The sequence below is a fragment of the Terasakiispira papahanaumokuakeensis genome, from assembly GCF_001709345.1.
GTDB lineage: Bacteria > Pseudomonadota > Gammaproteobacteria > Pseudomonadales > Halomonadaceae > Terasakiispira > Terasakiispira papahanaumokuakeensis.
This window is the reverse complement of sequence record NZ_MDTQ01000001.1, coordinates 678,122-700,676: the sequence shown is the minus strand read 5'-3', so window position 1 is coordinate 700,676 and position 22,555 is coordinate 678,122. Positions and strand designations below refer to the sequence as shown.

Here is a 22,555-nt window from a genome sequence, read left to right as displayed (position 1 = left end):
TCAGCCAGTCACCCTCTCTGGAACCGGTTTACACTGCTCTGCACGGGTATACCAGGGCATCAGCAGGAAAAAGAGGAAATAAACCAAGGTGCCGATTTGAGCCATCAGCGTCCGGCCACTAGTGGTCGGAATAGCGCCTAAAACACCGAGCACAATAAAACTAATGGCAAATAACAGCACCGCGACCTTGCTGATCCAACCTTTGTATCGGATGGAACGCACTGGGCTACGATCGAGCCACGGCAACACAAAGAGAATGGCGATCGCCGCCCCCATCACAACAACCCCCCAGAACTTGGCATCCACACCAAATAATGGATAAGTAATCGCACGCAGCATGGCGTAGAAAGGCGTGAAGTACCAAACAGGTGCAATATGTTCCGGTGTTTTTAAGGGGTTAGCAGGCTCAAAGTTGGGTTTTTCCAGGAAGTAACCGCCCCCTTCAGGGAAGTAGAAAATAACACCACAGAATACCAGCAGGAAAACGCCGACACCGACAATATCCTTCACGGTGTAATACGGATGGAACGGAATGCCATCTAGCGGCACACCATTTTCATCTTTGAGTTTTTTGATATCCACGCCATCGGGGTTATTAGACCCTACTTCATGCAAAGCCAATACGTGCAGGACGACAAGCGCCAGCAACACAATGGGCAAGGCAATGACATGTAGTGCGAAGAAGCGGTTCAGTGTGATCCCTGAAATCAGGAAGTCACCCCGGACCCACTGTGCCAAATCCCCACCGACAACCGGAATCGCAGTGAATAGCGAGATGATGACCTGAGCCCCCCAGTAAGACATCTGCCCCCAAGGCAGCAGGTATCCCATAAAGGCTTCAGCCATCAACGCCAGGTAAATCGCCATCCCGAAAATCCAGATCAGTTCACGCGGCGCTTTATAAGAACCATAAATAATGCCGCGGAACATATGCAGATAAACGACGACAAAGAACGCTGAGGCACCAGTTGAGTGCATATAGCGCAACAACCAGCCGTAGTTGACATCCCGCATAATGTATTCAACTGAGGCAAAAGCGCCCTCAGAAGTCGGGTTATAACTCATCGTCAACCAGACCCCAGTCAGAATCTGATTCACCAATACCAGCAATGCCAATGAGCCAAAGAAGTACCAGAAGTTGAAGTTCTTCGGTGCATAATACTTGCTTAGATGCTCCTGCCACATCTGCGTCGCAGGAAAGCGATCATCAATCCAGCGCATGATGCCGCTTTCGGCTTTGGCACGGTTTGAATTACCCATTAGCCACCTCCTGATCCACACCCACGACAATCACATTGTCGCTCTCATAGGAGTACGGCGGAATTTCCAAGTTGGTTGGCGCCGGTACACCATTGAAAACGCGTCCCGCCAAGTCAAAACGAGAGCCGTGGCAAGGACAAAAGTAACCACCCGGCCAGTCTCCTCCCAAATCGGCTGCAGCAGGCTCAGGCCGAAACGTTGGAGAACATCCCAAGTGGGTACAAATGCCGATCATGACGCCGATTTCCGGCTTGATCGAACGCATGGGTCCAGAGATATAACTGGGCTGCTGGGAAGCCACCGTAGAGTTAGGATCCCTAAGGGTATCCTCTCCAAGACTTTCCAACCGCTTCATCATTTCCGGAGTTCGCTTAAGAATCCAAATCGGCTTCCCCCGCCATTCGACTGTCATCTGTTGACCGTCGGTCAGCTTGGAGATATCCGCCTTGACGGGCGCGCCAGCAGCCAAGGCCTTGGCACTCGGATTCCATGAAGCCACAAAGGGTACAGCCACGCCTACGGCCCCCGCCGCCCCCACGACGGAAGTCGCGCCGACGAGGAAGCGGCGCCGCCCCTTATTCACGCCGTCATTGCTCATTTCAGGTGTCTCCCCATCCTTCTATCAAACCGGCAGCACTGACTACAGCTGTCGCCAATTTTTTTATACTGTCAAATGACATTAATCGTAGAAAAAACTACCCAACTTGCCCAATGTAGCCTTTCTATCGACAAACAACATTGAGGTGGATCGTTTGGGGTGACATCTTATTGATTTTTTCATAAAAAAACGCCCATCCGCTGTAGCGGATGGGCGTTTCCTTGATGCAGGACAAATTTTTGTCCCTGACACCCGTATGGATTAACGCTTGGAGAACTGAGGACGCTTACGCGCTTTACGCAGACCCACTTTCTTACGTTCAACCATACGCGCATCACGCGTCACATAACCGGCTGCACGCAGCGGCTGACGGAACTCTTCATTGTAATCGATCAAGGCACGAGTAATGCCATGACGAATCGCACCGGCCTGACCATTACCGCCACCACCTTTAACGGTGATATGCAGATCAAACTGCCCAGCAGTATCCGTCACTTGCAGCGGCTGCATGACGATCATGCGAGCAGTTTCACGACCAAAATAATCCTGAAGAGTACGGCCATTAACTGAAATATTACCAGTGCCTGGCTTCAGGAATACACGCGCTGTAGAGGTCTTACGACGACCAGTACCGTAGTTTTGATTAACAGACATGACAAACCTTCCGTTAGATGTTCAGGGATTGCGGCTGCTGGGCGGTATGCGGGTGTTCAGCACCGGCATAAACTTTGAGCTTGGACAGCATAGCACGGCCCAACGGACCTTTCGGCAGCATGCCCTTGACGGCTTTCTGGATCACCTGCTCCGGCGCATGGTCGATGAGCTTGGCGAAATTAGTTTCTTTCAGGCCACCCGGGAAACCGGTATGACGATAGTACATTTTCTGTTGCGCTTTTTTGCCAGTAACGGCAACTTTCTCAGCATTGATCACGACGATGTAATCGCCAGTATCAACGTGAGGCGTATATTCGGGCTTATGTTTACCACGCAGACGACGTGCCAATTCAGTCGACAGACGACCTAAAGTCAGGTCGGTAGCGTCCACGAGGTACCAGTCACGCGTGACTGTTTGCGGCTTGGCAGAGAAAGTTTTCATGAATAAAACCTCAGCAGGGTCTTCACGACTTAACTGATGCTTTGATTCATATTCCACAGCAGTGGATTAATAAATCATGGCGATCAATCAGATCGTACTGACCATTACCTATTTTTATTGGTTGTTCAGTGCTTTTGAAATACAAAGAACAACACGCACTACAGTGCTTCGAACCCCTTGGCTGGCGTTTTGAACATATTCGACATCAACATATTTCGACATTAACACCGTCAACATTCAGCACCCTAAGCCAAGAGAGCGCGCATTATACGTGTGTTGAGTTGAATTGTTAAGGGCCAATTGATATACCCGGCCTTGCCAAGAGCGATTATGGCTTATGCTCACGCTCAAGATATTCTTGAGACTGCATTTCTAATAATCGGCTTTGTGTTCGCTCTATTTCAAACGCCAAATTGCCGCCCGTATAGATTTCGTCAATACCGACTTCAGCGGAAATAATCATTTTGACGCAACGGTCATAAAATTCATCGACGAGATTAATAAACCGTCGCGTTTGGTCATCATTCTCTCGCCCGAGCTGCGGCACACCTGAAAGCAATACCGTGTGGAACTCCTTCGACAACTCGATATAGTCGTTTTGACTACGAGGGCCATCACACAGGGCATCAAAATCAAACCATACAATGCCGTCATACAAGCGTTTTGCGGTGATCACCCGATGATTAATCGGGACAGACACATCGACTTGCCCTTCGGCCCCACGCACCATCGTTTTAAAGCTCTCTAACATGGCCTGCTCAGCCTGGTCGTTCAGCGGATGGTGGAACAAACGGGCTTGCGTCAAGGTGCGCAAACGGTAATCAACACCGCTATCCACATTCACTACTTCGGTATAGCGCTTGAGCAAATCGATGGCCGGCAGAAATCGTGCACGCTGGAGACCATCTTTGTACAAGCCATCGGGCACAATATTGGAGGTCGTCACCAAGGTTACGCCTCGTTTAAACAAGCCTTGCAATAAGTTAGCCAGAATCATGGCATCGGTGATGTCTTTGACAAAAAACTCATCTAGGCACAACACGCGCACTTCGGAGGCCAGTTTACGGGCGACCAATTCCAAAGGATTTTTTTCACCATCAAACTCGCGCAGATCATTGTGGACGCGCTGCATAAAGCGGTGAAAGTGAGTGCGCCACTTATCTTTAAACGGCAAACTATCAAAGAAAGTATCGACTAGGTACGTTTTACCCCGTCCGACCCCACCCCAGAAGTACAGGCCTTTAACCGGCTCAACATCTGGATCACGCTTCATTAAACGATCCAGAAATCCTTGCCGAGGTCGTTCATAGGCCACCAGTTCATCATAGACACGTTGCAAATGGCGCACGGCCATTTCTTGGGCTTCATCATGATGAAAGTCATCCCGCTTCAGGTCTTCCTGGTAACGTTCAAGGGGTGTCATAAAAAGTCTCTTATACCAATACAAGCCATCACGTCGACCAGCCTCGATAAAACGGAGGCTACAGACAGTGATGATGCGCCAACCGACTCAGGCGTAGCCTCAGTGGACGATCAAGTATTGTCGTCAGGATTGTGGGCAGTGAGGTGGCAGTCTTCACAACCGGCGACACCTCAAAAGAGGCATATTATACAGATAATCGATGACTCAGCTCAAAAGAGGCTGACAACCACTTGTCATCACCGGCAACAACTTGTCGTCATTAACGCCTTGCAATCCCCCACGTATGACCTCATACCTAAACGGGACAAAGGGTAACGACTGGATGAGCATTCATCAGTAGATATCACAAAGAAACACCCGATCAACAAAATCAGCACAAATCGGATCAGAGCCCACAAGACAAATCTATTCGTTTCCATTCAAATAAGCGCAACTGTTACTCAATGTTTGACCAATGACCGGTTAAGCTCGATATAATGAAATCATGGCCGTTGCAGCAGGTGCATGGCCGAAGCATTAAGGAGCCAGGCGTGAACCTAGCTGATACCCCTTGGATCATTGTACTGATTGCATTTTTACTGGGCGGTGGTGCAGGCGCACTGATTTATCATCTGCTCAACAGTAGTGTCGCGCGTAACCTGAAAGTTCGTCAGAAACTGACGGAAACAGAGTTGCAGCTGACGCAGACGCGTGAAGGTGTCAATGACCACTTTGCCCGCACGGCCGATGGCCTCTCCATCTTAGCGCGTCAAATAGAAGAGCTTGAGCAAAGCTTGCAGCAGGATGCCTCACGACTGTGTGATGATGATACGGTATTGAAGCGTCTTGAGCATCGTCGAGCCACCCACGATGACCCTGCCGCACCTTCAACGGATCATTATGAGCCACCGAAAGATTATTCTGAAGGCACCAGCGGGACCCTGTCTGAGGATTTTGGCTTTTCCCATCAGGATGTCAAAGAACCGCCACGTACAGGCGCTTGATCGCCCTCAGTGAATCACGCTCGACAACGATGGCTCCAGCACGGCTTGCTGGAGCCATGGTGTTATACGGGGTTATCAATATCGATAAACTCACAGCTGACATCAAAGCGTTGCGCCAGCCAGCGTCCTAAAGCCTGCACACCGTAACGCTCTGTCGCATGATGCCCTGCCGCGAAATAATCGATGCCTCGCTCTCGTGCCAAATGCACCGTCGGCTCATTGATTTCTCCACTGATAAAGGCATCCAGCCCCAGGTCAGCAGCCTTGTTGAGCATACTGTGGGCTGCCCCCGTGCACCAGCCAACGCGCCGAATCAGGCCCTCATGCCCGGCAATATGTAAAGGCGATCGGCCAAGCACTTGTTCAATCCGCGCCGCCAACGCAGCGCCTGTCAAAGGGGTTTCCAAAATCCCGATATTGCCGATGGGATGATCACTGCTATCCAGCCCAGTTTCAGTCACCAACCCTAACTGCTCGGCTAAACAGGCATTATTCCCCAGCACAGGGTGCGCATCTAAAGGGAGGTGATAAGCGACTAGATTAATCCCGTGCTGCATCAAATGACGAATACGCCTCCCCTTCATGCCGACTAGCGCCGGGCTTTCCCCCTTCCAGAAATAACCATGGTGAACCAGCAGCATGTCAGCTTGTCGTTCAATGGCCGCGTCGATTAAAGCCTGGCAAGCCGTCACGCCTGTCACAATATGAGAAACCTGGTCACTCGCCTCAACTTGTAATCCGTTTGGACAATAATCTTGAAACTGGTTAACCGCGAGTTCCTGGTTCATCGCTTCACACAGGGTACTCAAAGGTACAGACATCTTAACTCCTTAGATTTAACCCGCCGTCACCGGCCAAAATGACATCAAACAGTCCACGATCAGCATCAGGTCTGTCATAATGAGCCGAAAGCACGTCATTTATTGACGCTTGGCCCATGGGGTCATGAATGCCCTAATCCCAAGACGATAACAGGACTGTCTTGCATGCGTTTACTCAGACCCGCCGTTGTCTGGCCACTGATCTCCGGCATTTTACTGGCCGTGGTGCTACTCCAGACATTCCCTATTCTAAGCGGCGAGCCCTCCCCCGTCGAACGGCCCACACATACGGATACGATTATTCCGGAAGTCCAGGCGAGCGAACTGCCTCGCATTAATCGTCAGCAAGGCCCGGTCTCCTATGCTGAAGCCGTCCGCTTGGCAGCCCCAGCGGTTGTGAACGTTTACACCACTAAAATTATTGAGCAACAATCCCATCCGCTACTCAACGACCCTTTCTTTCGTCATTACTTTGGTCGTAGCGCACCACCGCGCCAAAAAAGAATGCAATCCAGTCTCGGGTCTGGCGTCATTGTCAGTGCTGAAGGCTATATTCTGACCAACCACCACGTGATCAGCGGCGCCGATGAAATCAGAGTCGCGTTACGCGATGGGCGAGAAGCGTTTGCCACTGTTGTTGGTGCAGATCCTGACACCGATATGGCTGTACTGAAAGTCGATTTAGATGACCTACCCGTCATCACCTTGGCCAGCGCCCACGATGCCGCTATCGGAGATGTGGTACTGGCAATCGGTAACCCTTTTGGTGTTGGGCAAACCGTGACCCAGGGCATTATCAGTGCACTGGGGCGTAACAGCCTGGGCATCAATACTTATGAGAACTTTATCCAAACCGATGCGGCGATTAACCCGGGCAACTCGGGCGGGGCCCTGATCAATGCTTACGGGCAGTTACTGGGCATTAATACCGCCATATTCAGTCGTAGCGGGGGCTCACAAGGCATAGGCTTTGCGATCCCGTCAGATCTGGCCCGCAAGATCATGACAGACTTGATTGACAATGGTTATGTGGTGCGCGGCTGGCTCGGTGTTGAAGTTCAAGATCTCACGCCTGCATTAGCCCAGTCATTACAAGTGCCCAACACTCAAGGTGTGTTGATCGCAGGTTTACTGCGTGGTGGGCCCGCCCATCAAGCGGGTCTATTACCCGGTGATGTCATTGTTGAGCTGGATGGACAAGCCGTTGAGAATGCACGTCAGTCGATGAATCAAATCGCATCAACCCCCCCCCATCAACGCATCAAAATACAAGTATTGCGCAATGGCAAACGGCTCGAAACCACCGTAACCGTTCAACAAAGGCCAACACCGACCACACAATAAACCCGCCCATTGCGAGAGATTGATAACGGAACTTGATTAAAAGAGAAATTAATTAAACAGAGAAATTAATTAAAAAAGGCGGCCTTTCAATTGAAAGGCCGCCTTTTTGCCATACTCACGCTAGAGACTAGATCGAATAAGACACTAAACCAAACGCGACAACAAAGGCTTTAACGCTGATAACAGCGCCTTATGCTGCTCCGGCCACCCAATCGTAATGCGCAGATACTGCTGAATGCGGGCTTGCTTAAAGTGCCGAACAATAACGCCCTGCTCTCTCAACCCCGCAGCCAGTTCGCCCGCATCACACTCAGGATGACGCACAAAGATAAAGTTGGCCGCAGAGGGCAATACTTCAAAGCCCAATGCTTGCAGATCGGCGGTCAGAGTCTCACGCCAACTGATTACGTCCTGACGGGTCTTTTCAAACCATGCCGTATCTTTGAAGGCCGCCACTGCACCGGCAATCGCTAGTCGGTCCAACGGATAAGAATTAAAGCTATTCTTAACTCGCTCTAACCCCTCAATTAAGTGTGCATCCCCTATGGCAAACCCCACACGCAATCCTGCCAATGCGCGGGATTTAGACAGTGTTTGGACCACGAGTAAGTTGGGGTAACGTGACACCAGTGAAATCGCACTCTCGCCACCAAAATCGATGTAGGCTTCATCAACGACAACCACCACATCAGGGTTGGCATTGAGGATCTGCTCGATAGCCGTTAACGCCAACAGACGACCTGTTGGTGCATTAGGGTTCGGAAAGATAATACCGCCAACCGGCTGATCAGGCCCTGGCATATAATCTTGTGGACACAGACAAAGTTCATCATCCAGCGGCACAGGTCGATAGTTGATCCCATACAGTCCACAGTAAACAGGATAAAAGCTGTAACTGATATCAGGAAACAACAAAGGCGCTTCATGCTTGAGCAAGCCCTGGAAGATATGCCCTAGCACCTCATCGGAACCATTACCCACAAAGACCTGTTCCGGCTTCACCTGATAATAAGACGCCAACGTCTGCTTCAGTGCTGTTGCTTCAGGATCAGGATACAAGCGCAAAGCATCACTCGTCGCGGCCTGAATCGCCTCAATCACTTGCGCGGAAGGCCCATGGGGATGCTCATTGGTATTGAGCTTAATCAGATTAGCGATTTTCGGCTGTTCGCCAGGCACATAGGGCGTCAAGTTTTGAGTAGTTTCACTCCAGAATCGACTCATTTCGACACCTCCGCAGTCGGATCAATCCGATATTCAGCACTACGGGCATGAGCCGTTAACGATTCCCCACGGGCCAGCACAGAGGCCGTTTGGCCTAATGTTGAAGCCCCTTCAGGAGAACAGAAGATCAATGACGAACGCTTTTGGAAATCCTGCACCCCTAACGGCGAGGAAAAACGCGCTGTACCCGAAGTCGGCAAGACATGATTGGGCCCGGCACAATAGTCACCTAGCGCCTCACAAGTGTGGCGCCCCATAAAGATCGCCCCCGCATGACGCACCTGACTTAACCAAGCCTGCGGGTCTTCTACAGACAGCTCCAAATGCTCAGGCGCAATACGGTTGATCATCTTCACCGCCTCAGCCTGATCTTGCACATGAATCAAAGCGCCACGATTGGCAAGTGAGGTACGCGCAATCGCTTCACGCTCCAGCGTTGGCAGCAGCTTCGCCATACTGGCTTCAACCTGATCCATAAAATCAGCATTCCAGCTCACCAGAATGGCTTGCGCATCTTCATCATGTTCGGCCTGTGAGAAGAGGTCCATCGCCACCCAATCGGGGTCGGTCTGACCATCACACACCACCAGAATTTCAGAAGGGCCTGCGATCATATCAATGCCGACCTGGCCAAACACGGCACGTTTAGCGGTAGCCACAAAAATATTTCCCGGCCCAACGATCTTATCGACATGAGGAACGCTTTCAGTCCCATAGGCCAAAGCGGCAACCGCCTGCGCCCCGCCGATCGTAAACACTTGGTCCACGCCCGCCTGCCAAGCCGCAGCCAACACCAGTTCATTCAGCTCGCCACCTGGAGTCGGCACGACCATAATGACTTCTTTGACCCCTGCGACTTTCGCTGGAATTGCGTTCATCAATACCGAAGAAGGATAAGCGGCTTTACCTCCAGGTACGTAAATCCCTGCACGATCCAACGGGGTAATCTGCTGTCCCAACACCGTGCCATCAGCTTCAGTATATTCCCAAGAGCTTTGCTTTTGGTGCTCATGGTAAGTCTTGATACGGCTGGCCGCTTTTTCCAAAGCTTGGCGTTGTGCTTCGGGCAACCCTTCATATGCGGCTTTTAAGCGAGACTTGGGCAAGATCAATTCAGCAAAAGAGGTCGCATCAACACGATCAAATTTACGTGTCAATGTCAGTAGGGCTTGGTCACCTTGCTGACGGACATCCGCAATAATCGCCTCAACCGCATGCTGCACCTCATGGTTGGACACCGAGTCCCAAGCCAAGAGATGATCCAGACGCTTATTAAAATTAGCATCTGTGGTGGCAAGACGATTCACTAGGCTTACATCCGTCATGAGATTTTATCTCCGGTCAGACCTGAGTCATAAACCCAGCGCCGTGATAACAACGACATCACAGCACTGAGCACTACAGAACGAGTATTACGGGCCCACCCCGCAATATCGGCATTGATTGATCATACTGATTTAAGATCAAGCGACGACACTAGGCAGCAGTTGTCCGCTTACGCACGACCGCTTCACGCATCTGCTCAAGCAATGGTTGAATACGAACATGCTTCATTTTCATGGCCGCTTTATTGACCACTAAACGCGTTGAGATATCGGCCATCCATTCACGTGGCTCAAGTCCGTTGGCTCTAAGCGTATTGCCAGTATCCACAATATCAACGATTTCATCGGCCAGACCCATGATGGGGGCCAACTCCATACCGCCGTAAAGTTTAATCAAATCAACCTGAATACCACGTTCAGCATACCAGCGCTTAGCCGTATCAATGAACTTAGTGGCCACACGGCGTCGCCCTTGCGGAATGGCTGCCCCTTTAATCCCAGCGGTCATCAAACGGCAGTGTGCAATTTCCAGATCTAGCGGCTCGTACAGACCTTCGTCACCATGCTCCATGAGCACATCTTTGCCTGCCACCCCGAGATCAGCAGCACCCAGCTCGACATAAGTCGGCACGTCGGTCGCTCGAATCACAAGTAAGCGAACATTCGGCAGATTCGTGTCAAAGACTAGCTTACGGCTCTTACTGATATCTTCAGCAGGCTCAATGCCTGCTGCGGCCAAAAGCGGTAGTGTTTCTTTCAGAATACGGCCCTTCGACAAGGCCAGCGTTAAAGTATCCTGAGTTGACGTTTTAATTACATTATTCTCAGACATAAGGTGTCCAGATGGCTCAGTCAGGCACACGTCGAATACGCGCACCTAGCAACTGTAATTTCTCTTCAATACATTCATAGCCACGATCGATGTGATAAATGCGATCAACACATGTTTCACCTTTTGCAACCATGGCCGCGATAACGAGACTCGCCGAAGCACGCAAATCCGTCGCCATCACCGGCGCCGCTTTCAGTTGATCGACACCTTTAACAATCGCAGTATTACCTTCAACCGTAATATCAGCGCCCATGCGTAGCATCTCTTGCACATGCATAAAACGGTTTTCAAAAATAGTCTCGATCACGGTGCCCGTTCCTTCCGCCACCGCATTTAGGGCCATAAACTGGGCCTGCATATCCGTCGGGAAGGCAGGATAAGGCGCCGTTTTGATACTCACTGCCTTAGGTCGACGTCCTTGCATATCAACATCGATCCAGCCATCGCCCTGGGTCACCGTAGCCCCAGCTTCTTCCAGCTTGACCAATACCGCATCTAAAATACCGGCGCGCATTTTGTTCACGCGAACACGACCGGATGTGGCTGCGGCGGCAACGAGATAAGTGCCCGCTTCGATACGATCAGCAATAACATCATGGAAACAGCCTTGAAGGCGCTCAACACCTTCGACCGTAATCGTATCGGTGCCGTGGCCTTTAATCTGAGCCCCCATGGCGATCAAGCATTCAGCAAGATCTACCACCTCAGGTTCCCGCGCTGCATTTTCCAACACGGTCGTCCCTTCAGCGAGGGTCGCGGCCATTAGCAGATTTTCCGTACCCGTTACGGTCACGGTATCAAATAAGATATGCGCGCCCTTCAAGCGCCCATTCACTGAGCCACGGATAAAGCCGTCTTCAACCTGAATATCCGCCCCCATTTGCTTAAGGCCTTGAATATGCAGATTAACGGGCCGTGTCCCAATAGCACAGCCACCCGGTAATGACACATCAGCTTCACCGTGGCGCGCCAGCAGAGGCCCCAACACCAAGATCGAAGCCCGCATCGTTTTCACGAGTTCATAGGGGGCCAGAGTATTGGTCAGCTTGGAGGCATCCAGCTCCAAACGCATTTTCTCATCGACAACCGGCGCAACACCCATTTGCCCTAACAACTCGATCATGGTGGTGATGTCATGCAAATGGGGCAAGTTACCGATTGTCATGGGGCCATCAGCCAGCAAACACGCGGCCAAGATGGGTAATGCTGAATTTTTAGCGCCCGAAATCCACACCTCACCATCAAGTGGGTGCCCACCATCAATAATCAATTTATCCATAGACGAAGGCGTCCTATCAGGCATTCAAGGCGGCATATTCAGCGCGGGTCATCGTCTTGAGCTGCACAGCATGCACTGTGTCATCGGCGAATTCCTGTTTCAGCGCTGCATAAACATACTGCTGCTTTTTAACTGGCGACTTAATATCAGCAAAAACATCGCCAATCGCCACCACCTCAAAATGTCGACCGTCTCCTTGAACCAGAAACTGGCACTCAGGTAAACGTTCTTCAAGCAGCGCTTTAAGGGCTTCGGGTTGCATGCATACTCCTCAGGAATGTCATTCGGTGTTATAGAGGCTTTAATGACCCATCATAACCGAAAAACCCATCAACAAGACACTGCTGCAATGCTGCGACGCCGATTCGAGCGCACACAAAGCCCCGACCAGAAGCGTTAAGAAGAAGATGATGCCAAGGGCATAATGTCATCCAGATCACTGACCTGAATAAACTGCATTAATTCATGAGAGGGAGACTCAAAAGTCAACGATGCGGAGACTGCTCGTGCAGCGCGCCACCAAGCCAGCAGCACCGCCATGGCAGCACTGCCCCCATAGGCCTGATCGAGCATAATCCGATAATGCTGACCTGATGCCGGTTTAAACTCTCCAAGCATCGCATCAGTATCATCAAACTCTACCCGCCCGACCAACTGAGCCTGCTCTTCATTTAACCAGTTTAAACACGGGCTCACTGGCCTTCCTCCTGGGATTTTGAGACATCGACCTTGGGGTTCCAACCTGCAATCGTGGCATCAAAATCACGACGGTTATCCCGCATGGCTTGGTCAAACTGGCTATTAAATGTCAGCCCAAGGTTAATCCCATTCACGATCACATTAATAATATGCCATTGCGCGGATTTCTTAGATTTTCGCAAAGTGAAGGTCATGGGATAAACCGTACCATCCTGTGCGACCACTTCCATATTGACCGTATCCTGATCTTCATAGCGCCGAGGTGTATTATCTGGCAATAGGCGAATCACTTTATAGTCAAATGTAATCAACCCCTTGCCCATCGTTTTGATCAAAGTGTTTTTAAACACCTCGGCAAACCTTGAGCGCTGCTGCGGCGTCGCAGCACGAAAATATTTCCCCATGACCCGGGCGCTGATATAGCGGAAATCAATATAGGGGGACATCGCTTGATCAAGCGATTGATAAAAAGCATCAGGCACCTGCTCAGGATCATTCAAGCCATAATCATCAAGCGTTTGAGTCAAGGCTTTGACCCCCGCATCGACAGTCGCCTGAGGGCCTGTATCTTCAGCTTGAACGGGCAGCCCCCACAGCGCCACCAGTGCAATCAGGGCAGCCGATATCCCACCTTTCATGAATCGCACCATGATTTAATCCTTGGTTGAGTTAATCAAAAATTTATTAATCAAATCTTCCAGCACCAATGCCGACTGTGTATCTCGAATCTCATCACCATCTTCGAGCACATCAGTCTCTGCCCCCACCGTCAATCCGATATAGTTCTCCCCAAGCAACCCTGCAGTCAGAATTGAGGCCGAAGTATCAGTACTCAGTAAACCTTCAAGCTTTTGCTCCAATGACATCGTCACTTTAGCTTCATACCACTTCGTATCTAACTGGATATCCGTCACACGCCCAACTACGACACCCGCTAACGTGACTTTACTACGCGGTTTAAGCCCACCGATATTGCTAAAGCTGGCCGTCAATGTAAAAGAAGGCTCATTGCGGTCTAATGTCAGCCCACTCACTCGCAAGGCCAAAAAAATAAGTGCCACAATGCCAAACAGCATGAAAGCACCGACGCCCACCTCAATCCAATGTTGCTTACGCATTCCTAACCCCTTAAATATGCAGTGAGCTGACTTAAATCCGCCCAAACATCAATGCTGTTAAAATAAAGTCCAGTCCCAGTACGGCCAGTGAGGAATAAACAACTGTTTTAGTCGTGGCCCGACTAATCCCCTCTGAGGTGGGCACTAGGTCATACCCCTGAAAGACTGCAATCCAAGTCACGACCAAGCCAAAGATCACACTTTTAATCATGCCGTTGATGACATCGGCTCGAAAATCGACTGTGGCCTGCATCGTGCCCCAATAAGACCCCTCATCGACGCCAAGCCAATCAACGCCGACCAACATACCGCCAAGGATCCCTACTGCAGCAAAAATGGCGGTCAGTAACGGCATGGCAACAAATCCTGCATATAGGCGCGGCGCAATAATGCGTCGCATGGGGTCGACCCCTATCATCTCCATACTCGAGAGCTGTTCAGTGGCTTTCATCAAACCAATTTCAGCCGTCACTGCGGAACCAGCACGTCCAGCAAACAGCAGAGCAGCGACAACGGGCGCTAGCTCACGGACAAGACTCAAGGCCACCATCTGACCCAACGCCTGCTCGGCACCAAAGCCCACCAGAATGCTGTATCCCTGAAGCCCCAGCACCATCCCGATAAAAAGGCCAGACACCACAATAATAATCAGCGATAAAACACCGATAAAATGGACCTGGCGCATCCAAAGTTTAACGCCTTGTCCACTCGGCCAACCCCAGACCGCCTGAAAAAACAAAACGCCAGAGCGGCCTAACGCCGCCATGAGCGCCAGCCCAGCACGCCCAAGTCTGGCCAACGAATCCAGCCCGATCACATGCCTTCTCCTTTTGCTGCAACTGCTTGTGCAGTTACCGGTGCAACTGTGCTGATAACCTTATGGAACACAGCGCTAAACATCATGATTAAAGCAGTGCAAATCATCACAATACTTCGCCTAAAAGTTCATCCCGATAGGGCGGTGCAGGATAATGAAATGGAACGGGCCCGTCGGGCAGGCCTTCAATAAATTGACGAACTTCCGGCGCCGGGTCTTGTTGTAGCGCCTGGGGTGTCCCCTCGGCCAAGACTTCGCCATCAGCAATCACATAGGCATAATCCGCAATCGACATGGTTTCAGCCAAATCATGCGAGACCACAATACTGGTCAGTCCCAGCGCATCATTTAATCGACGCACTAACTGAACCAATACCCCCATAGAAATGGGGTCCTGCCCAACAAATGGCTCGTCATACATCATCAATTGAGGATCGGTTGCAATCGCCCGAGCCAAGGCCACACGACGCGTCATGCCACCGGATAACTCAGCGGGCCTCAACGCTGCAGCCCCACGCAGTCCGACAGCCTCCAGCTTCATCATAACGACATCATGCAGTAACCGTTCATGAAGGGTGGTATGTACGCGCAAAGGGAAAGCCACATTTTCAAACACGGTCATATCGGTAAACAAGGCACCCGACTGGAATAACATGCCTATTTGTCGGCGAATCCGAAATAGCGCTTTCCGCCGCATACGGCCGATATCACCTTCACCCGCGAGAATAATTTCACCTTGATCTGGCTTTAGCTGCCCGCCCAATAAGCGGAGCAGCGTCGTCTTGCCGGTCCCGCTAGGCCCCATGACCGCAGTCACTTGTCCTCGCCGAACATCCAGATTAATCCCGTTAAAAATCTTGCGCGAACCTCGGCTAAAGTGGAGATTACGAATTTTAATAAGTGGCTCTTCAGACACGGCCGACTGAGACATCACAGAAGCTCCTGAAACACCATTGAGGGCCCTTCAAAGGGAAATCCGACGCCCACCTAGAAATCAAAAATATAAAATCCGCCCCCTTATAAAATAAAGGGATATGCCTTAGCGTCTCAGGTGAACGTCGCTACCCCCACTGACAGGGATCGTTTACAATAGCGTATACATAATTTTGGACTGATCAGTCCAATTGTAAAACAAGTGTAACCGCTTCCCCGGGCCCAGGGAACCCTCGACCCTTACCTTGAATAGCTTGCTATGTAAAAGGATGGCGGTTTAAAGCTCCTCGTTGCCATGGCCGATCTCATGCAATCACACTCTACAACGCAGCAACCAACCGCGACAACGCAAACAACCGCGACAACACAAACAAGCTCTGCAGCGCCCAATACTAGGCTCCCCGAGTCCGCCAGCACACCGCTCAGTGCTCAAACACCTCAGGCGGAGATGAGCCAAACTTACCTAGGGTCTGCACAACGCACACTATCACTTGAAGCCGCGGCCATTGAGCAATTGCAACAATATTTAGATCAGCATTTCGTTCAAGCGTGTGAATACATGCTGCACTGTAAGGGCCGGGTTGTCGTGACGGGCATGGGGAAATCGGGTCATATCGGCAATAAAATTGCAGCCACATTAGCCAGCACAGGCACGCCTTCCTTTTTTATGCACCCTGGCGAAGCCAGTCATGGCGATCTAGGGATGCTCACGCGTCAAGATGTCGTTCTGGCTTTATCCAATTCAGGTGAGACTCAGGAAGTCACTAGCTTGCTGCCTCTGTTTAAGCGTTTGGGGGTCCCCGTCATCAGCATGACCGGAAACTCAGAATCGACGCTGGCAGTCGAAGCCGAAAGCCATCTCTATGTCGGCGTACCCCGTGAAGCCTGTCCACTCAACCTAGCCCCAACATCCAGTACAACGGCAACGCTGGCAATGGGCGATGCCCTCGCTATTGCCTTATTAGAGGCTCGTGGATTCAGCACAGAAGACTTTGCTTTTTCACACCCAGGCGGCAGTTTAGGTCGGCGCTTATTGCTCAAAGTCGCCGATATTATGCACACCAACGAACAGATTCCGGTGGTCAAAGGCGAAGCGTCTCTTCGCGATGCACTCTTGGAAATGACACACAAAGGATTGGGCTTTACATGTGTTGTTGATGCTGAACATCGACTTTTGGGGGTCTATACCGACGGTGACCTGAGGCGTACGCTGGATCAAGATGTGGACTTTCATCAATTAAAAGTGAGCCAAGTCATGACGCCAGAAGGGCTAACCGCACGCCCTGACATGTTAGCGGCAGAAGTGGTTCATTTAATGGAAACTCACAAGGTCAATGCACTGCCCGTCATCGATCATCAGCAACGCCCAGTAGGCGCATTGAATATGCACGACTTACTGCGGGCCCAGGTGATTTAAATCTGGCCTCAGCTCACTGATTAACATGATCGTCCCATTTCAACCGCTATGGCACACGAATTTCTGTGGCCAGCTAATAATGACGATAGAAGGGAGACAGCCTCAGTGCATTAATGTTTTGTCCCAGGATGATGGTGACTTTATAGGCCATTCAGTCAGCCCAACAAAACCATCAGCCAGACACCCGCACTGTCGCAGTTTCCCTGTAAGGAAATCACCATGTCTTCTGTATATCTAACGCACAACCTACCCACGACAGTACCCGCGACACCCACACCTCAACAGCTTGAGCGCATGCGGCCCATACGCTTACTGGCACTGGATGTCGATGGCGTCATGACCAATGGCCAACTTCAATTTAATGCCGATGGCTCCGAATCCAAGAGTTTTAATACACTGGATGGTCATGGCATTAAACTGATACAAGCCAGCGGTGTCCAAGTCGCCATCATTACCGGTCGACAATCGACGATGGTAACGCAGCGCGCGCAGGCATTGAACATCAAGTGGGTGGTACAGGGCCGTGAAGATAAACTACAAGCCTTGGCAGAATTGATACAGGAGTGTCATTTATCCTGGTCTCAAGTCGCCTATTGTGGCGATGATTTACCCGACCTGCCTGCGATCCGCAAAGCAGGATTAGGCATTAGCGTGCCTAATGCGCCCGAATATGTGCGCCATCATGCGGATTGGATCACTCATACCCATGGTGGGCTGGGCGCAGTGCGAGAGATTACAGATACACTGATGCAAGCTCAGGGCACCTGGACCGCCTGCATCAATCACTATTTATATAATCATCGCGTCACTCCGACCACCCCCTCAACGGCGAGCTAACCCATTGATTCAAATGAATTTTTGGAAAAAACGCAAATTCAGAAAAGGCATGGCTCTGACTGGGCTAGTAATCCTTGGGTTGGCGCTCTACGAAGCCCAGGAGACCCGGCACACGGCCCCCGAACTTCCGCTTCCACAGGTTGCGGGGGAGCCGGATTATTATCTAGAGGGCGCCACACTCAAACATTACACAACGTTGGGCCAGCTTCAGCAAACAGTCACCACACCGAAACTGGCCCACTACCCCGAACAGGATCTGACAACACTGTTAACGCCCAAAGTGTTTGGACAGAATGCTGCGGGTCAGCAATGGGATGCCCGTGCCAATAGCGGCACACTCCGGCAGAGTGATACCCAGCTACAGCTCAACCAAGATATTGTCCTGACATTAAAAGCACCCGACAATCGTCCCCCGCTAACGTTGACGACCACAACCTTGTCGGTAGATTTACCCCATGCTCAAGCACAAACAGAAGATCCGATCCAGATCACACAAGGTGAAGACATTACACGTGCCTTAGGTCTCAACGTCGATTTACAACAGGGGATATTGATTCTCCCCAACCAAGTGGAAGGACATTATGAGTCAATACGCTCGCCTAACTCATAAACAAACGACGAAGGGTCTGTCAAAACACCGGCTCCCCCTTAATAAAAGCTTGTCGTGTCAATACTTGTCTTGGAAAAGCATACTGCTGGGTGCCGGCCTGATGATGATGGCCACTCAAAGTTGGGCTTTACCGGCTGACCGGCAAGCGCCCATTGAGGTTCAAGCGGACAACATGACCTGGACACAAAACAATCAAACGGCGATTTATCAAGGCAGCGTAGATATTCAACAAGGCGAGTTACATCTAACCAGTGAACAGCTCACACTCACCCGTAACAGTCAGGGCAAACTGGACACGCTAGAAGCCACAGGAGACAAACCTCTGGCTTACTTTCGCGATTTGCCAAGCCCCAACAAGCCGCCCGTCGAAGCCTGGGCCAATATCATTCACTATGACACCGCTGCCGGTCTCATTCGACTCGAAGGCAATGCCCGGCTCACCCAAGGTGAAGATACGATTGAAGGGCATAAGCTCACCTATGATTTGAGCACTCAGGATATTCGAGCCGAACAAGGGCAAGCACAAGAAAGAGTCAAAATAATCCTAACCCCCAATACCGCCTCCCCTTCATCAGGATCCTCATCAGGAGACACGACCCCATGAGTCAGCGCTTAAGCGCCCAACAACTGGCTAAAAGTTACAAAGGCCGTCAAGTCGTGCGCGATATCACCCTCAGTGTTGAACGAGGTGAAATCGTTGGACTACTCGGCCCCAACGGTGCGGGTAAAACCACATCGTTTTATATGATTGTCGGGCTCGTACAAGCGGATGGCGGCGATATTATGCTGGATGATCAATATATCACCAGACTCCCCATGCATGGTCGTGCTCGCGCCGGAGTCGGCTATCTGCCACAAGAGGCCTCAGTATTTAGAAAGCTGTCTGTCGAAGACAACCTAATGGCAGTGCTGGAACTTCGCTCAGACCTCACCAAGGCCGAACGGCATGCCCAGGTAGACCAGCTCTTAGCAGAGTTTTCGATTACGCATATCCGTAAAAGCTTGGGCATGAGCTTGTCTGGGGGAGAGCGCAGACGCGTTGAAATCGCTCGAGCCCTGGCCAGTAACCCAGATTTTATCTTGCTGGATGAACCGTTTGCAGGTGTCGACCCCATTTCTGTCAGTGAGATTATGGACATTATTCGACAATTGCAGGCCCGCAATATTGGCGTATTGATCACCGACCATAATGTACGCGAAACCTTGGAAATCTGTCAGCGTGCATACATTGTCAGCGAAGGGAAAATCATTGCTGAAGGCAATGCAGAGACAATACTCAACCACCCCGTTGTCCGTGAAGTTTATCTTGGCCATCAATTCAAAATTTAAGCCCTAAACTCAATATTTCGTGGCATGGAACTTGCTTAACCCCCCATTTTAATTGCACACTGAGGTATGGGCATCCCCGTACCCGTTGAAAGCGGCAGTGTGCTAAGGGGTGCAAGACACATTGATTTTTGACTACTGTAAGACAGTCCAGTTGCCATGACGATGAAACCAGCCCTAGGGCTTACTGTTTCCACTAATCTGGTCATTACTCCGCAACTGCAGCAGGCGATTCATTTGCTGCAGCTGTCCACTATTGATCTTCAGCAAGAGATTCACGAAGCACTGGAATCCAATCCACTGCTGGAAATCGATGACAGTGACGAAAGTGGCTATAGCGATGCCCATGAATCATCAGGTCGAGAAGAGCCTCAAGAGACCACATCTCATGAGCCATCCGACCAATCCTTAAGCCGTGATGAATCCACCTCGCGTACTGAAGATCATGATGAAGGTCCGCAAGCGGACAGCCAATGGGAAGAGCAAATCCCCTCTGATCTGGCTGTTGATACGGCCTGGGATGACATTTATACAAATGATTATATGCCTCCCAGCGGCTCAGGGTCTCATGACGAGTTCGAAGGCCCTTACGAGCGCAATGACCAAGAAGCGAGCCTTCAGGAACACTTGCTCTGGCAACTCAATCTCTCACTGCATAATGAGCGCGACCGACTGATCGGTGAAACGATCATCGACAGTATTGGTTTGGATGGTTATCTCGGCACGCCGCTGGAGAGCTTGGCTGAAGCCCTGCAACAGCAGGAAGCCACATTAGCGGATGTCGAGACCAATGAAGTCGCCGCGATTTTAAGATTGATTCAGCAGTTTGATCCGCCCGGTGTTGGCGCTCGAGACCTGCGTGAGTGCTTACTCTTACAACTGGATCAACTGCCCACCGACATCCCACGCTTAGCGACAGCTCGGCGCATGGTCGAGCAGTATTTGGAAGCTCTTGCCAGCCACGACTACCGCTTCTTAATGCGCCGGCTCAAATTACGTAACGAAGATGAGTTGCACGCGGTCATTAGCCTCATCCAAGGGCTCAACCCTCGACCTGGCAGCCAAATTACCAGTGAAACGCCAGATTATATTATTCCAGACTTGGTCGTTTCTCGACATCAAGGGCGCTGGCGCGTCGAGCTTAACCCCGAAGCCATGCCCAAGCTCAAAGTACAAAGTCATTATGCGGATATGATTCGCCGCGCGGATCAAAGCCCGACCAACCAATATCTGCGTGATCACTATCGTGAAGCCCAATGGCTCATCAAAAGTCTGCAGAGCCGAAATGAAACGCTACTCAAAGTGGGTAGCAAAATCCTGGAGCTGCAGCATGGGTTCTTCGAACAGGGCGAAGAAGCCATGAAACCCATGGTGCTGGCAGACATCGCTGAAGCGATTGAAATGCACGAGTCGACCGTTTCCCGAGCCACCACCCAGAAGTATATGCATACACCTCGGGGCATTTTTGAGCTCAAATATTTCTTTTCAAGTCATGTCTCCACTGCAGAGGGAGGGGAAGCCTCTTCAACTGCGATTCGCGCCATGATTAAAAAGCTCATTTCACAAGAACCCCCTCGAAAACCGTTGTCTGATAGCAAACTGGCCGATATGCTGGCGGCTGATGGTATCCAGATCGCGAGGCGGACAGTGGCTAAATATCGAGAAGCCATGCAAATTCCGCCTTCGAGTGAACGCAAGCGTTTACGCTAAAGATCTGGCCTAAATCAGTTAATCTTGAGCCCCTGCTGGAGCAGGGGTTTTGTTTGTAAGAAAAAGGGTTACAATCAAATTGCAGACCCTAGAAAAAGGAGCATGTCATGCAACTGAACATCACTGGTCACCATGTCGAGCTCACTGAGGCACTGCAGGATTATGTCGGCAGTAAACTCGATAAGCTAGAACGTCATTACGACCATATGACCAATGTCCAGGTCACGCTGACAGTGGACAAGCAACGTCATATTGCTGAAGCAACATTGAATGTGACCGGTGGCGAGATTCATGGTAGCGCCGAAGAGGACAGCATGTACGCTGCCATTGATCTTCTGGTGGACAAACTCGACCGTCAACTGATCAAGCACAAGGAAAAAACGCAGGCCCGTCAGCAAGGCAATTAAGCGCTGACACCTGTCCGGTCATCATGCAGATTACCGATATCCTAACCCCCGAGCGCACCCTTTTTGGGGTGTCCGGGGGTAGCAAGAAACGCGTGCTGGAGTATTCCAGCAAGTTTATCGCACAGCAGATCCCGAGCCTGGACGCCGACGAAGTATTTACCCGTCTCGTGGCTCGGGAGAAGCTTGGCAGTACGGGAATAGGTCAAGGCGTTGCATTGCCTCATTGCCGTATCAGTCACTGCGATCAACCGGTAGGCACGCTCATCAAGCTGCGGGATCGGATTGATTTCGATGCCCTGGATGGTCAACCTGTCGACCTGATGTTTATGTTACTGGTCCCTGAAGACGCCAGTGAGATACACCTCCAGACATTGGCCATGCTCGCAGAACGTTTTGCCGATGAAGGGTTACGCCGCGCGCTACGCAAAGCGGACTCCCCTCAGCTGATGTATGAGATCCTCACCGCGAATCAATTGCCCAGTGGAGAAGACTAATC

26 protein-coding genes are annotated in these 22,555 nt (G+C 50.9%); 10 read left to right on the top strand and 16 right to left on the bottom strand.

Going from position 1 to position 22,555, the window contains the following annotated elements; translation table 11 throughout:
* The 5 genes from BFW38_RS03130 to zapE all read right to left on the bottom strand — a co-directional run bounded on the left by BFW38_RS03130 (nt 1) and on the right by zapE (nt 4,377).
* Nucleotides 1-1,260 (bottom strand): cytochrome b, encoded by a 1,260-nt coding sequence (locus BFW38_RS03130; RefSeq protein WP_068997081.1) that lies wholly within the window; start codon nt 1,258-1,260, stop codon nt 1-3.
* Nucleotides 1,253-1,858, bottom strand: a complete 606-nt coding sequence (petA, locus tag BFW38_RS03125; RefSeq protein ID WP_068997080.1) for a ubiquinol-cytochrome c reductase iron-sulfur subunit — start codon at nt 1,856-1,858, stop codon at nt 1,253-1,255. Before petA ends, BFW38_RS03130 begins: the two co-directional genes overlap by 8 nt.
* 261 nt (nt 1,859-2,119) lie before the next feature.
* The gene (rpsI, locus tag BFW38_RS03120) at nt 2,120-2,512 is read right to left on the bottom strand and encodes a 30S ribosomal protein S9 (protein WP_068997079.1); all 393 of its coding nucleotides are present in this window, start codon (nt 2,510-2,512) and stop codon (nt 2,120-2,122) included.
* Nucleotides 2,513-2,525: 13 nt separating this feature from the next.
* Nucleotides 2,526-2,954 carry a 50S ribosomal protein L13 gene (gene rplM, locus BFW38_RS03115; protein WP_069000166.1) on the bottom strand — a complete coding sequence of 143 codons (429 nt, stop codon included), beginning with the start codon at nt 2,952-2,954 and terminating at the stop codon, nt 2,526-2,528.
* Between the two features lie 328 nt (nt 2,955-3,282).
* On the bottom strand, nt 3,283-4,377 hold the full coding sequence (zapE, locus tag BFW38_RS03110) for a cell division protein ZapE (protein ID WP_068997078.1): 1,095 nt from the start codon (nt 4,375-4,377) through the stop codon (nt 3,283-3,285).
* Between the two features lie 530 nt (nt 4,378-4,907).
* Between zapE and BFW38_RS03105 the strand changes: the two genes are divergently transcribed.
* On the top strand, nt 4,908-5,360 hold the full coding sequence (locus tag BFW38_RS03105; RefSeq protein WP_069000165.1) for a Z-ring associated ZapG family protein: 453 nt from the start codon (nt 4,908-4,910) through the stop codon (nt 5,358-5,360).
* A gap of 62 nt (nt 5,361-5,422) precedes the next feature.
* Here the strand turns inward: BFW38_RS03105 and BFW38_RS03100 are convergent, their stop codons facing one another.
* Nucleotides 5,423-6,181 (bottom strand): Nif3-like dinuclear metal center hexameric protein, encoded by a 759-nt coding sequence (locus BFW38_RS03100; protein WP_068997077.1) that lies wholly within the window; start codon nt 6,179-6,181, stop codon nt 5,423-5,425.
* A gap of 165 nt (nt 6,182-6,346) precedes the next feature.
* Between BFW38_RS03100 and BFW38_RS03095 the strand changes: the two genes are divergently transcribed.
* A complete protein-coding gene (locus BFW38_RS03095) occupies nt 6,347-7,525 on the top strand; it encodes a Do family serine endopeptidase (RefSeq protein WP_068997076.1) in 1,179 nt (392 codons plus the stop codon).
* 144 nt (nt 7,526-7,669) lie between these two features.
* Here the strand turns inward: BFW38_RS03095 and hisC are convergent, their stop codons facing one another.
* From hisC to BFW38_RS03045, 10 genes are all read right to left on the bottom strand, one after another.
* On the bottom strand, nt 7,670-8,749 hold the full coding sequence (gene hisC, locus BFW38_RS03090) for a histidinol-phosphate transaminase (RefSeq protein ID WP_068997075.1): 1,080 nt from the start codon (nt 8,747-8,749) through the stop codon (nt 7,670-7,672).
* Nucleotides 8,746-10,074 carry a histidinol dehydrogenase gene (gene hisD / locus BFW38_RS03085; protein ID WP_068997074.1) on the bottom strand — a complete coding sequence of 443 codons (1,329 nt, stop codon included), beginning with the start codon at nt 10,072-10,074 and terminating at the stop codon, nt 8,746-8,748. The genes hisC and hisD overlap by 4 nt, the downstream gene beginning before the upstream one ends.
* Before the next feature lie 151 nt (nt 10,075-10,225).
* Complete coding sequence (gene hisG, locus BFW38_RS03080; RefSeq protein WP_068997073.1) at nt 10,226-10,906, bottom strand: ATP phosphoribosyltransferase; 681 nt, start codon at nt 10,904-10,906, stop codon at nt 10,226-10,228.
* 16 nt (nt 10,907-10,922) lie between these two features.
* Nucleotides 10,923-12,185 (bottom strand): UDP-N-acetylglucosamine 1-carboxyvinyltransferase, encoded by a 1,263-nt coding sequence (murA, locus tag BFW38_RS03075; protein WP_068997072.1) that lies wholly within the window; start codon nt 12,183-12,185, stop codon nt 10,923-10,925.
* A gap of 16 nt (nt 12,186-12,201) precedes the next feature.
* Nucleotides 12,202-12,447, bottom strand: coding sequence for a BolA family protein (locus BFW38_RS03070; RefSeq protein ID WP_068997071.1), 246 nt, complete (start codon nt 12,445-12,447; stop codon nt 12,202-12,204).
* 134 nt (nt 12,448-12,581) lie between these two features.
* Nucleotides 12,582-12,881 carry an STAS domain-containing protein gene (locus BFW38_RS03065; protein WP_068997070.1) on the bottom strand — a complete coding sequence of 100 codons (300 nt, stop codon included), beginning with the start codon at nt 12,879-12,881 and terminating at the stop codon, nt 12,582-12,584.
* Nucleotides 12,878-13,534 carry an MlaC/ttg2D family ABC transporter substrate-binding protein gene (locus BFW38_RS03060; protein WP_068997069.1) on the bottom strand — a complete coding sequence of 219 codons (657 nt, stop codon included), beginning with the start codon at nt 13,532-13,534 and terminating at the stop codon, nt 12,878-12,880. The genes BFW38_RS03065 and BFW38_RS03060 overlap by 4 nt, the downstream gene beginning before the upstream one ends.
* A 3-nt stretch (nt 13,535-13,537) precedes the next feature.
* Complete coding sequence (gene mlaD, locus BFW38_RS03055; protein ID WP_068997068.1) at nt 13,538-14,002, bottom strand: outer membrane lipid asymmetry maintenance protein MlaD; 465 nt, start codon at nt 14,000-14,002, stop codon at nt 13,538-13,540.
* Between the two features lie 31 nt (nt 14,003-14,033).
* Entirely contained in the window at nt 14,034-14,810 is a 777-nt protein-coding gene (gene mlaE, locus BFW38_RS03050; protein WP_084004769.1) for a lipid asymmetry maintenance ABC transporter permease subunit MlaE, read from the bottom strand.
* Nucleotides 14,811-14,925: 115 nt separating this feature from the next.
* Nucleotides 14,926-15,735: an ATP-binding cassette domain-containing protein gene (locus tag BFW38_RS03045; protein WP_069000163.1), complete on the bottom strand. Its 810-nt coding sequence runs from the start codon at nt 15,733-15,735 to the stop codon at nt 14,926-14,928.
* 465 nt (nt 15,736-16,200) lie between these two features.
* On the opposite strand from BFW38_RS03045, the gene BFW38_RS03040 reads away from it, so the two are divergent.
* The 8 genes from BFW38_RS03040 to ptsN all read left to right on the top strand — a co-directional run bounded on the left by BFW38_RS03040 (nt 16,201) and on the right by ptsN (nt 22,553).
* Nucleotides 16,201-17,169 carry a KpsF/GutQ family sugar-phosphate isomerase gene (locus BFW38_RS03040; RefSeq protein ID WP_069000162.1) on the top strand — a complete coding sequence of 323 codons (969 nt, stop codon included), beginning with the start codon at nt 16,201-16,203 and terminating at the stop codon, nt 17,167-17,169.
* Between the two features lie 219 nt (nt 17,170-17,388).
* Nucleotides 17,389-18,006 (top strand): KdsC family phosphatase, encoded by a 618-nt coding sequence (locus BFW38_RS03035; protein ID WP_068997067.1) that lies wholly within the window; start codon nt 17,389-17,391, stop codon nt 18,004-18,006.
* A gap of 49 nt (nt 18,007-18,055) precedes the next feature.
* Nucleotides 18,056-18,616 carry an LPS export ABC transporter periplasmic protein LptC gene (gene lptC / locus BFW38_RS03030; protein ID WP_175400922.1) on the top strand — a complete coding sequence of 187 codons (561 nt, stop codon included), beginning with the start codon at nt 18,056-18,058 and terminating at the stop codon, nt 18,614-18,616.
* 100 nt (nt 18,617-18,716) lie between these two features.
* Nucleotides 18,717-19,220, top strand: coding sequence for a lipopolysaccharide transport periplasmic protein LptA (gene lptA / locus BFW38_RS03025; protein WP_068997065.1), 504 nt, complete (start codon nt 18,717-18,719; stop codon nt 19,218-19,220).
* Nucleotides 19,217-19,945: an LPS export ABC transporter ATP-binding protein gene (gene lptB / locus BFW38_RS03020; RefSeq protein ID WP_068997064.1), complete on the top strand. Its 729-nt coding sequence runs from the start codon at nt 19,217-19,219 to the stop codon at nt 19,943-19,945. Before lptA ends, lptB begins: the two co-directional genes overlap by 4 nt.
* 156 nt (nt 19,946-20,101) lie before the next feature.
* Nucleotides 20,102-21,652 (top strand): RNA polymerase factor sigma-54, encoded by a 1,551-nt coding sequence (locus BFW38_RS03015; protein ID WP_342668836.1) that lies wholly within the window; start codon nt 20,102-20,104, stop codon nt 21,650-21,652.
* Between the two features lie 107 nt (nt 21,653-21,759).
* Nucleotides 21,760-22,059 carry a ribosome hibernation promoting factor gene (gene hpf / locus BFW38_RS03010; protein ID WP_068997063.1) on the top strand — a complete coding sequence of 100 codons (300 nt, stop codon included), beginning with the start codon at nt 21,760-21,762 and terminating at the stop codon, nt 22,057-22,059.
* A gap of 23 nt (nt 22,060-22,082) precedes the next feature.
* Nucleotides 22,083-22,553, top strand: a complete 471-nt coding sequence (gene ptsN / locus BFW38_RS03005) for a PTS IIA-like nitrogen regulatory protein PtsN (protein ID WP_068997062.1) — start codon at nt 22,083-22,085, stop codon at nt 22,551-22,553.
* Nucleotides 22,554-22,555: the final 2 nt, after the last annotated feature.

Excerpts from the sequence above, each read along its gene's own strand:
- BFW38_RS03130 (WP_068997081.1), bottom strand. The coding sequence starts at position 1,260 with ATGGGTAATTCAAACCGTGCCAAAGCCGAAAGCGGCATCATGCGCTGG.
- petA (WP_068997080.1), bottom strand. The coding sequence starts at position 1,858 with ATGAGCAATGACGGCGTGAATAAGGGGCGGCGCCGCTTCCTCGTCGGC.
- rpsI (WP_068997079.1), bottom strand. The coding sequence starts at position 2,512 with ATGTCTGTTAATCAAAACTACGGTACTGGTCGTCGTAAGACCTCTACA.
- rplM (WP_069000166.1), bottom strand. The coding sequence starts at position 2,954 with ATGAAAACTTTCTCTGCCAAGCCGCAAACAGTCACGCGTGACTGGTAC.
- zapE (WP_068997078.1), bottom strand. The coding sequence starts at position 4,377 with ATGACACCCCTTGAACGTTACCAGGAAGACCTGAAGCGGGATGACTTT.
- BFW38_RS03100 (WP_068997077.1), bottom strand. The coding sequence starts at position 6,181 with ATGTCTGTACCTTTGAGTACCCTGTGTGAAGCGATGAACCAGGAACTC.
- BFW38_RS03095 (WP_068997076.1), top strand. The coding sequence starts at position 6,347 with ATGCGTTTACTCAGACCCGCCGTTGTCTGGCCACTGATCTCCGGCATT.
- hisC (WP_068997075.1), bottom strand. The coding sequence starts at position 8,749 with ATGAGTCGATTCTGGAGTGAAACTACTCAAAACTTGACGCCCTATGTG.
- hisD (WP_068997074.1), bottom strand. The coding sequence starts at position 10,074 with ATGACGGATGTAAGCCTAGTGAATCGTCTTGCCACCACAGATGCTAAT.
- hisG (WP_068997073.1), bottom strand. The coding sequence starts at position 10,906 with ATGTCTGAGAATAATGTAATTAAAACGTCAACTCAGGATACTTTAACG.
- murA (WP_068997072.1), bottom strand. The coding sequence starts at position 12,185 with ATGGATAAATTGATTATTGATGGTGGGCACCCACTTGATGGTGAGGTG.
- BFW38_RS03070 (WP_068997071.1), bottom strand. The coding sequence starts at position 12,447 with ATGCAACCCGAAGCCCTTAAAGCGCTGCTTGAAGAACGTTTACCTGAG.
- BFW38_RS03060 (WP_068997069.1), bottom strand. The coding sequence starts at position 13,534 with ATGGTGCGATTCATGAAAGGTGGGATATCGGCTGCCCTGATTGCACTG.
- mlaD (WP_068997068.1), bottom strand. The coding sequence starts at position 14,002 with ATGCGTAAGCAACATTGGATTGAGGTGGGCGTCGGTGCTTTCATGCTG.
- BFW38_RS03040 (WP_069000162.1), top strand. The coding sequence starts at position 16,201 with ATGAGCCAAACTTACCTAGGGTCTGCACAACGCACACTATCACTTGAA.
- BFW38_RS03035 (WP_068997067.1), top strand. The coding sequence starts at position 17,389 with ATGTCTTCTGTATATCTAACGCACAACCTACCCACGACAGTACCCGCG.
- lptC (WP_175400922.1), top strand. The coding sequence starts at position 18,056 with ATGGCTCTGACTGGGCTAGTAATCCTTGGGTTGGCGCTCTACGAAGCC.
- lptA (WP_068997065.1), top strand. The coding sequence starts at position 18,717 with ATGATGATGGCCACTCAAAGTTGGGCTTTACCGGCTGACCGGCAAGCG.
- lptB (WP_068997064.1), top strand. The coding sequence starts at position 19,217 with ATGAGTCAGCGCTTAAGCGCCCAACAACTGGCTAAAAGTTACAAAGGC.
- BFW38_RS03015 (WP_342668836.1), top strand. The coding sequence starts at position 20,102 with ATGACGATGAAACCAGCCCTAGGGCTTACTGTTTCCACTAATCTGGTC.
- hpf (WP_068997063.1), top strand. The coding sequence starts at position 21,760 with ATGCAACTGAACATCACTGGTCACCATGTCGAGCTCACTGAGGCACTG.
- ptsN (WP_068997062.1), top strand. The coding sequence starts at position 22,083 with ATGCAGATTACCGATATCCTAACCCCCGAGCGCACCCTTTTTGGGGTG.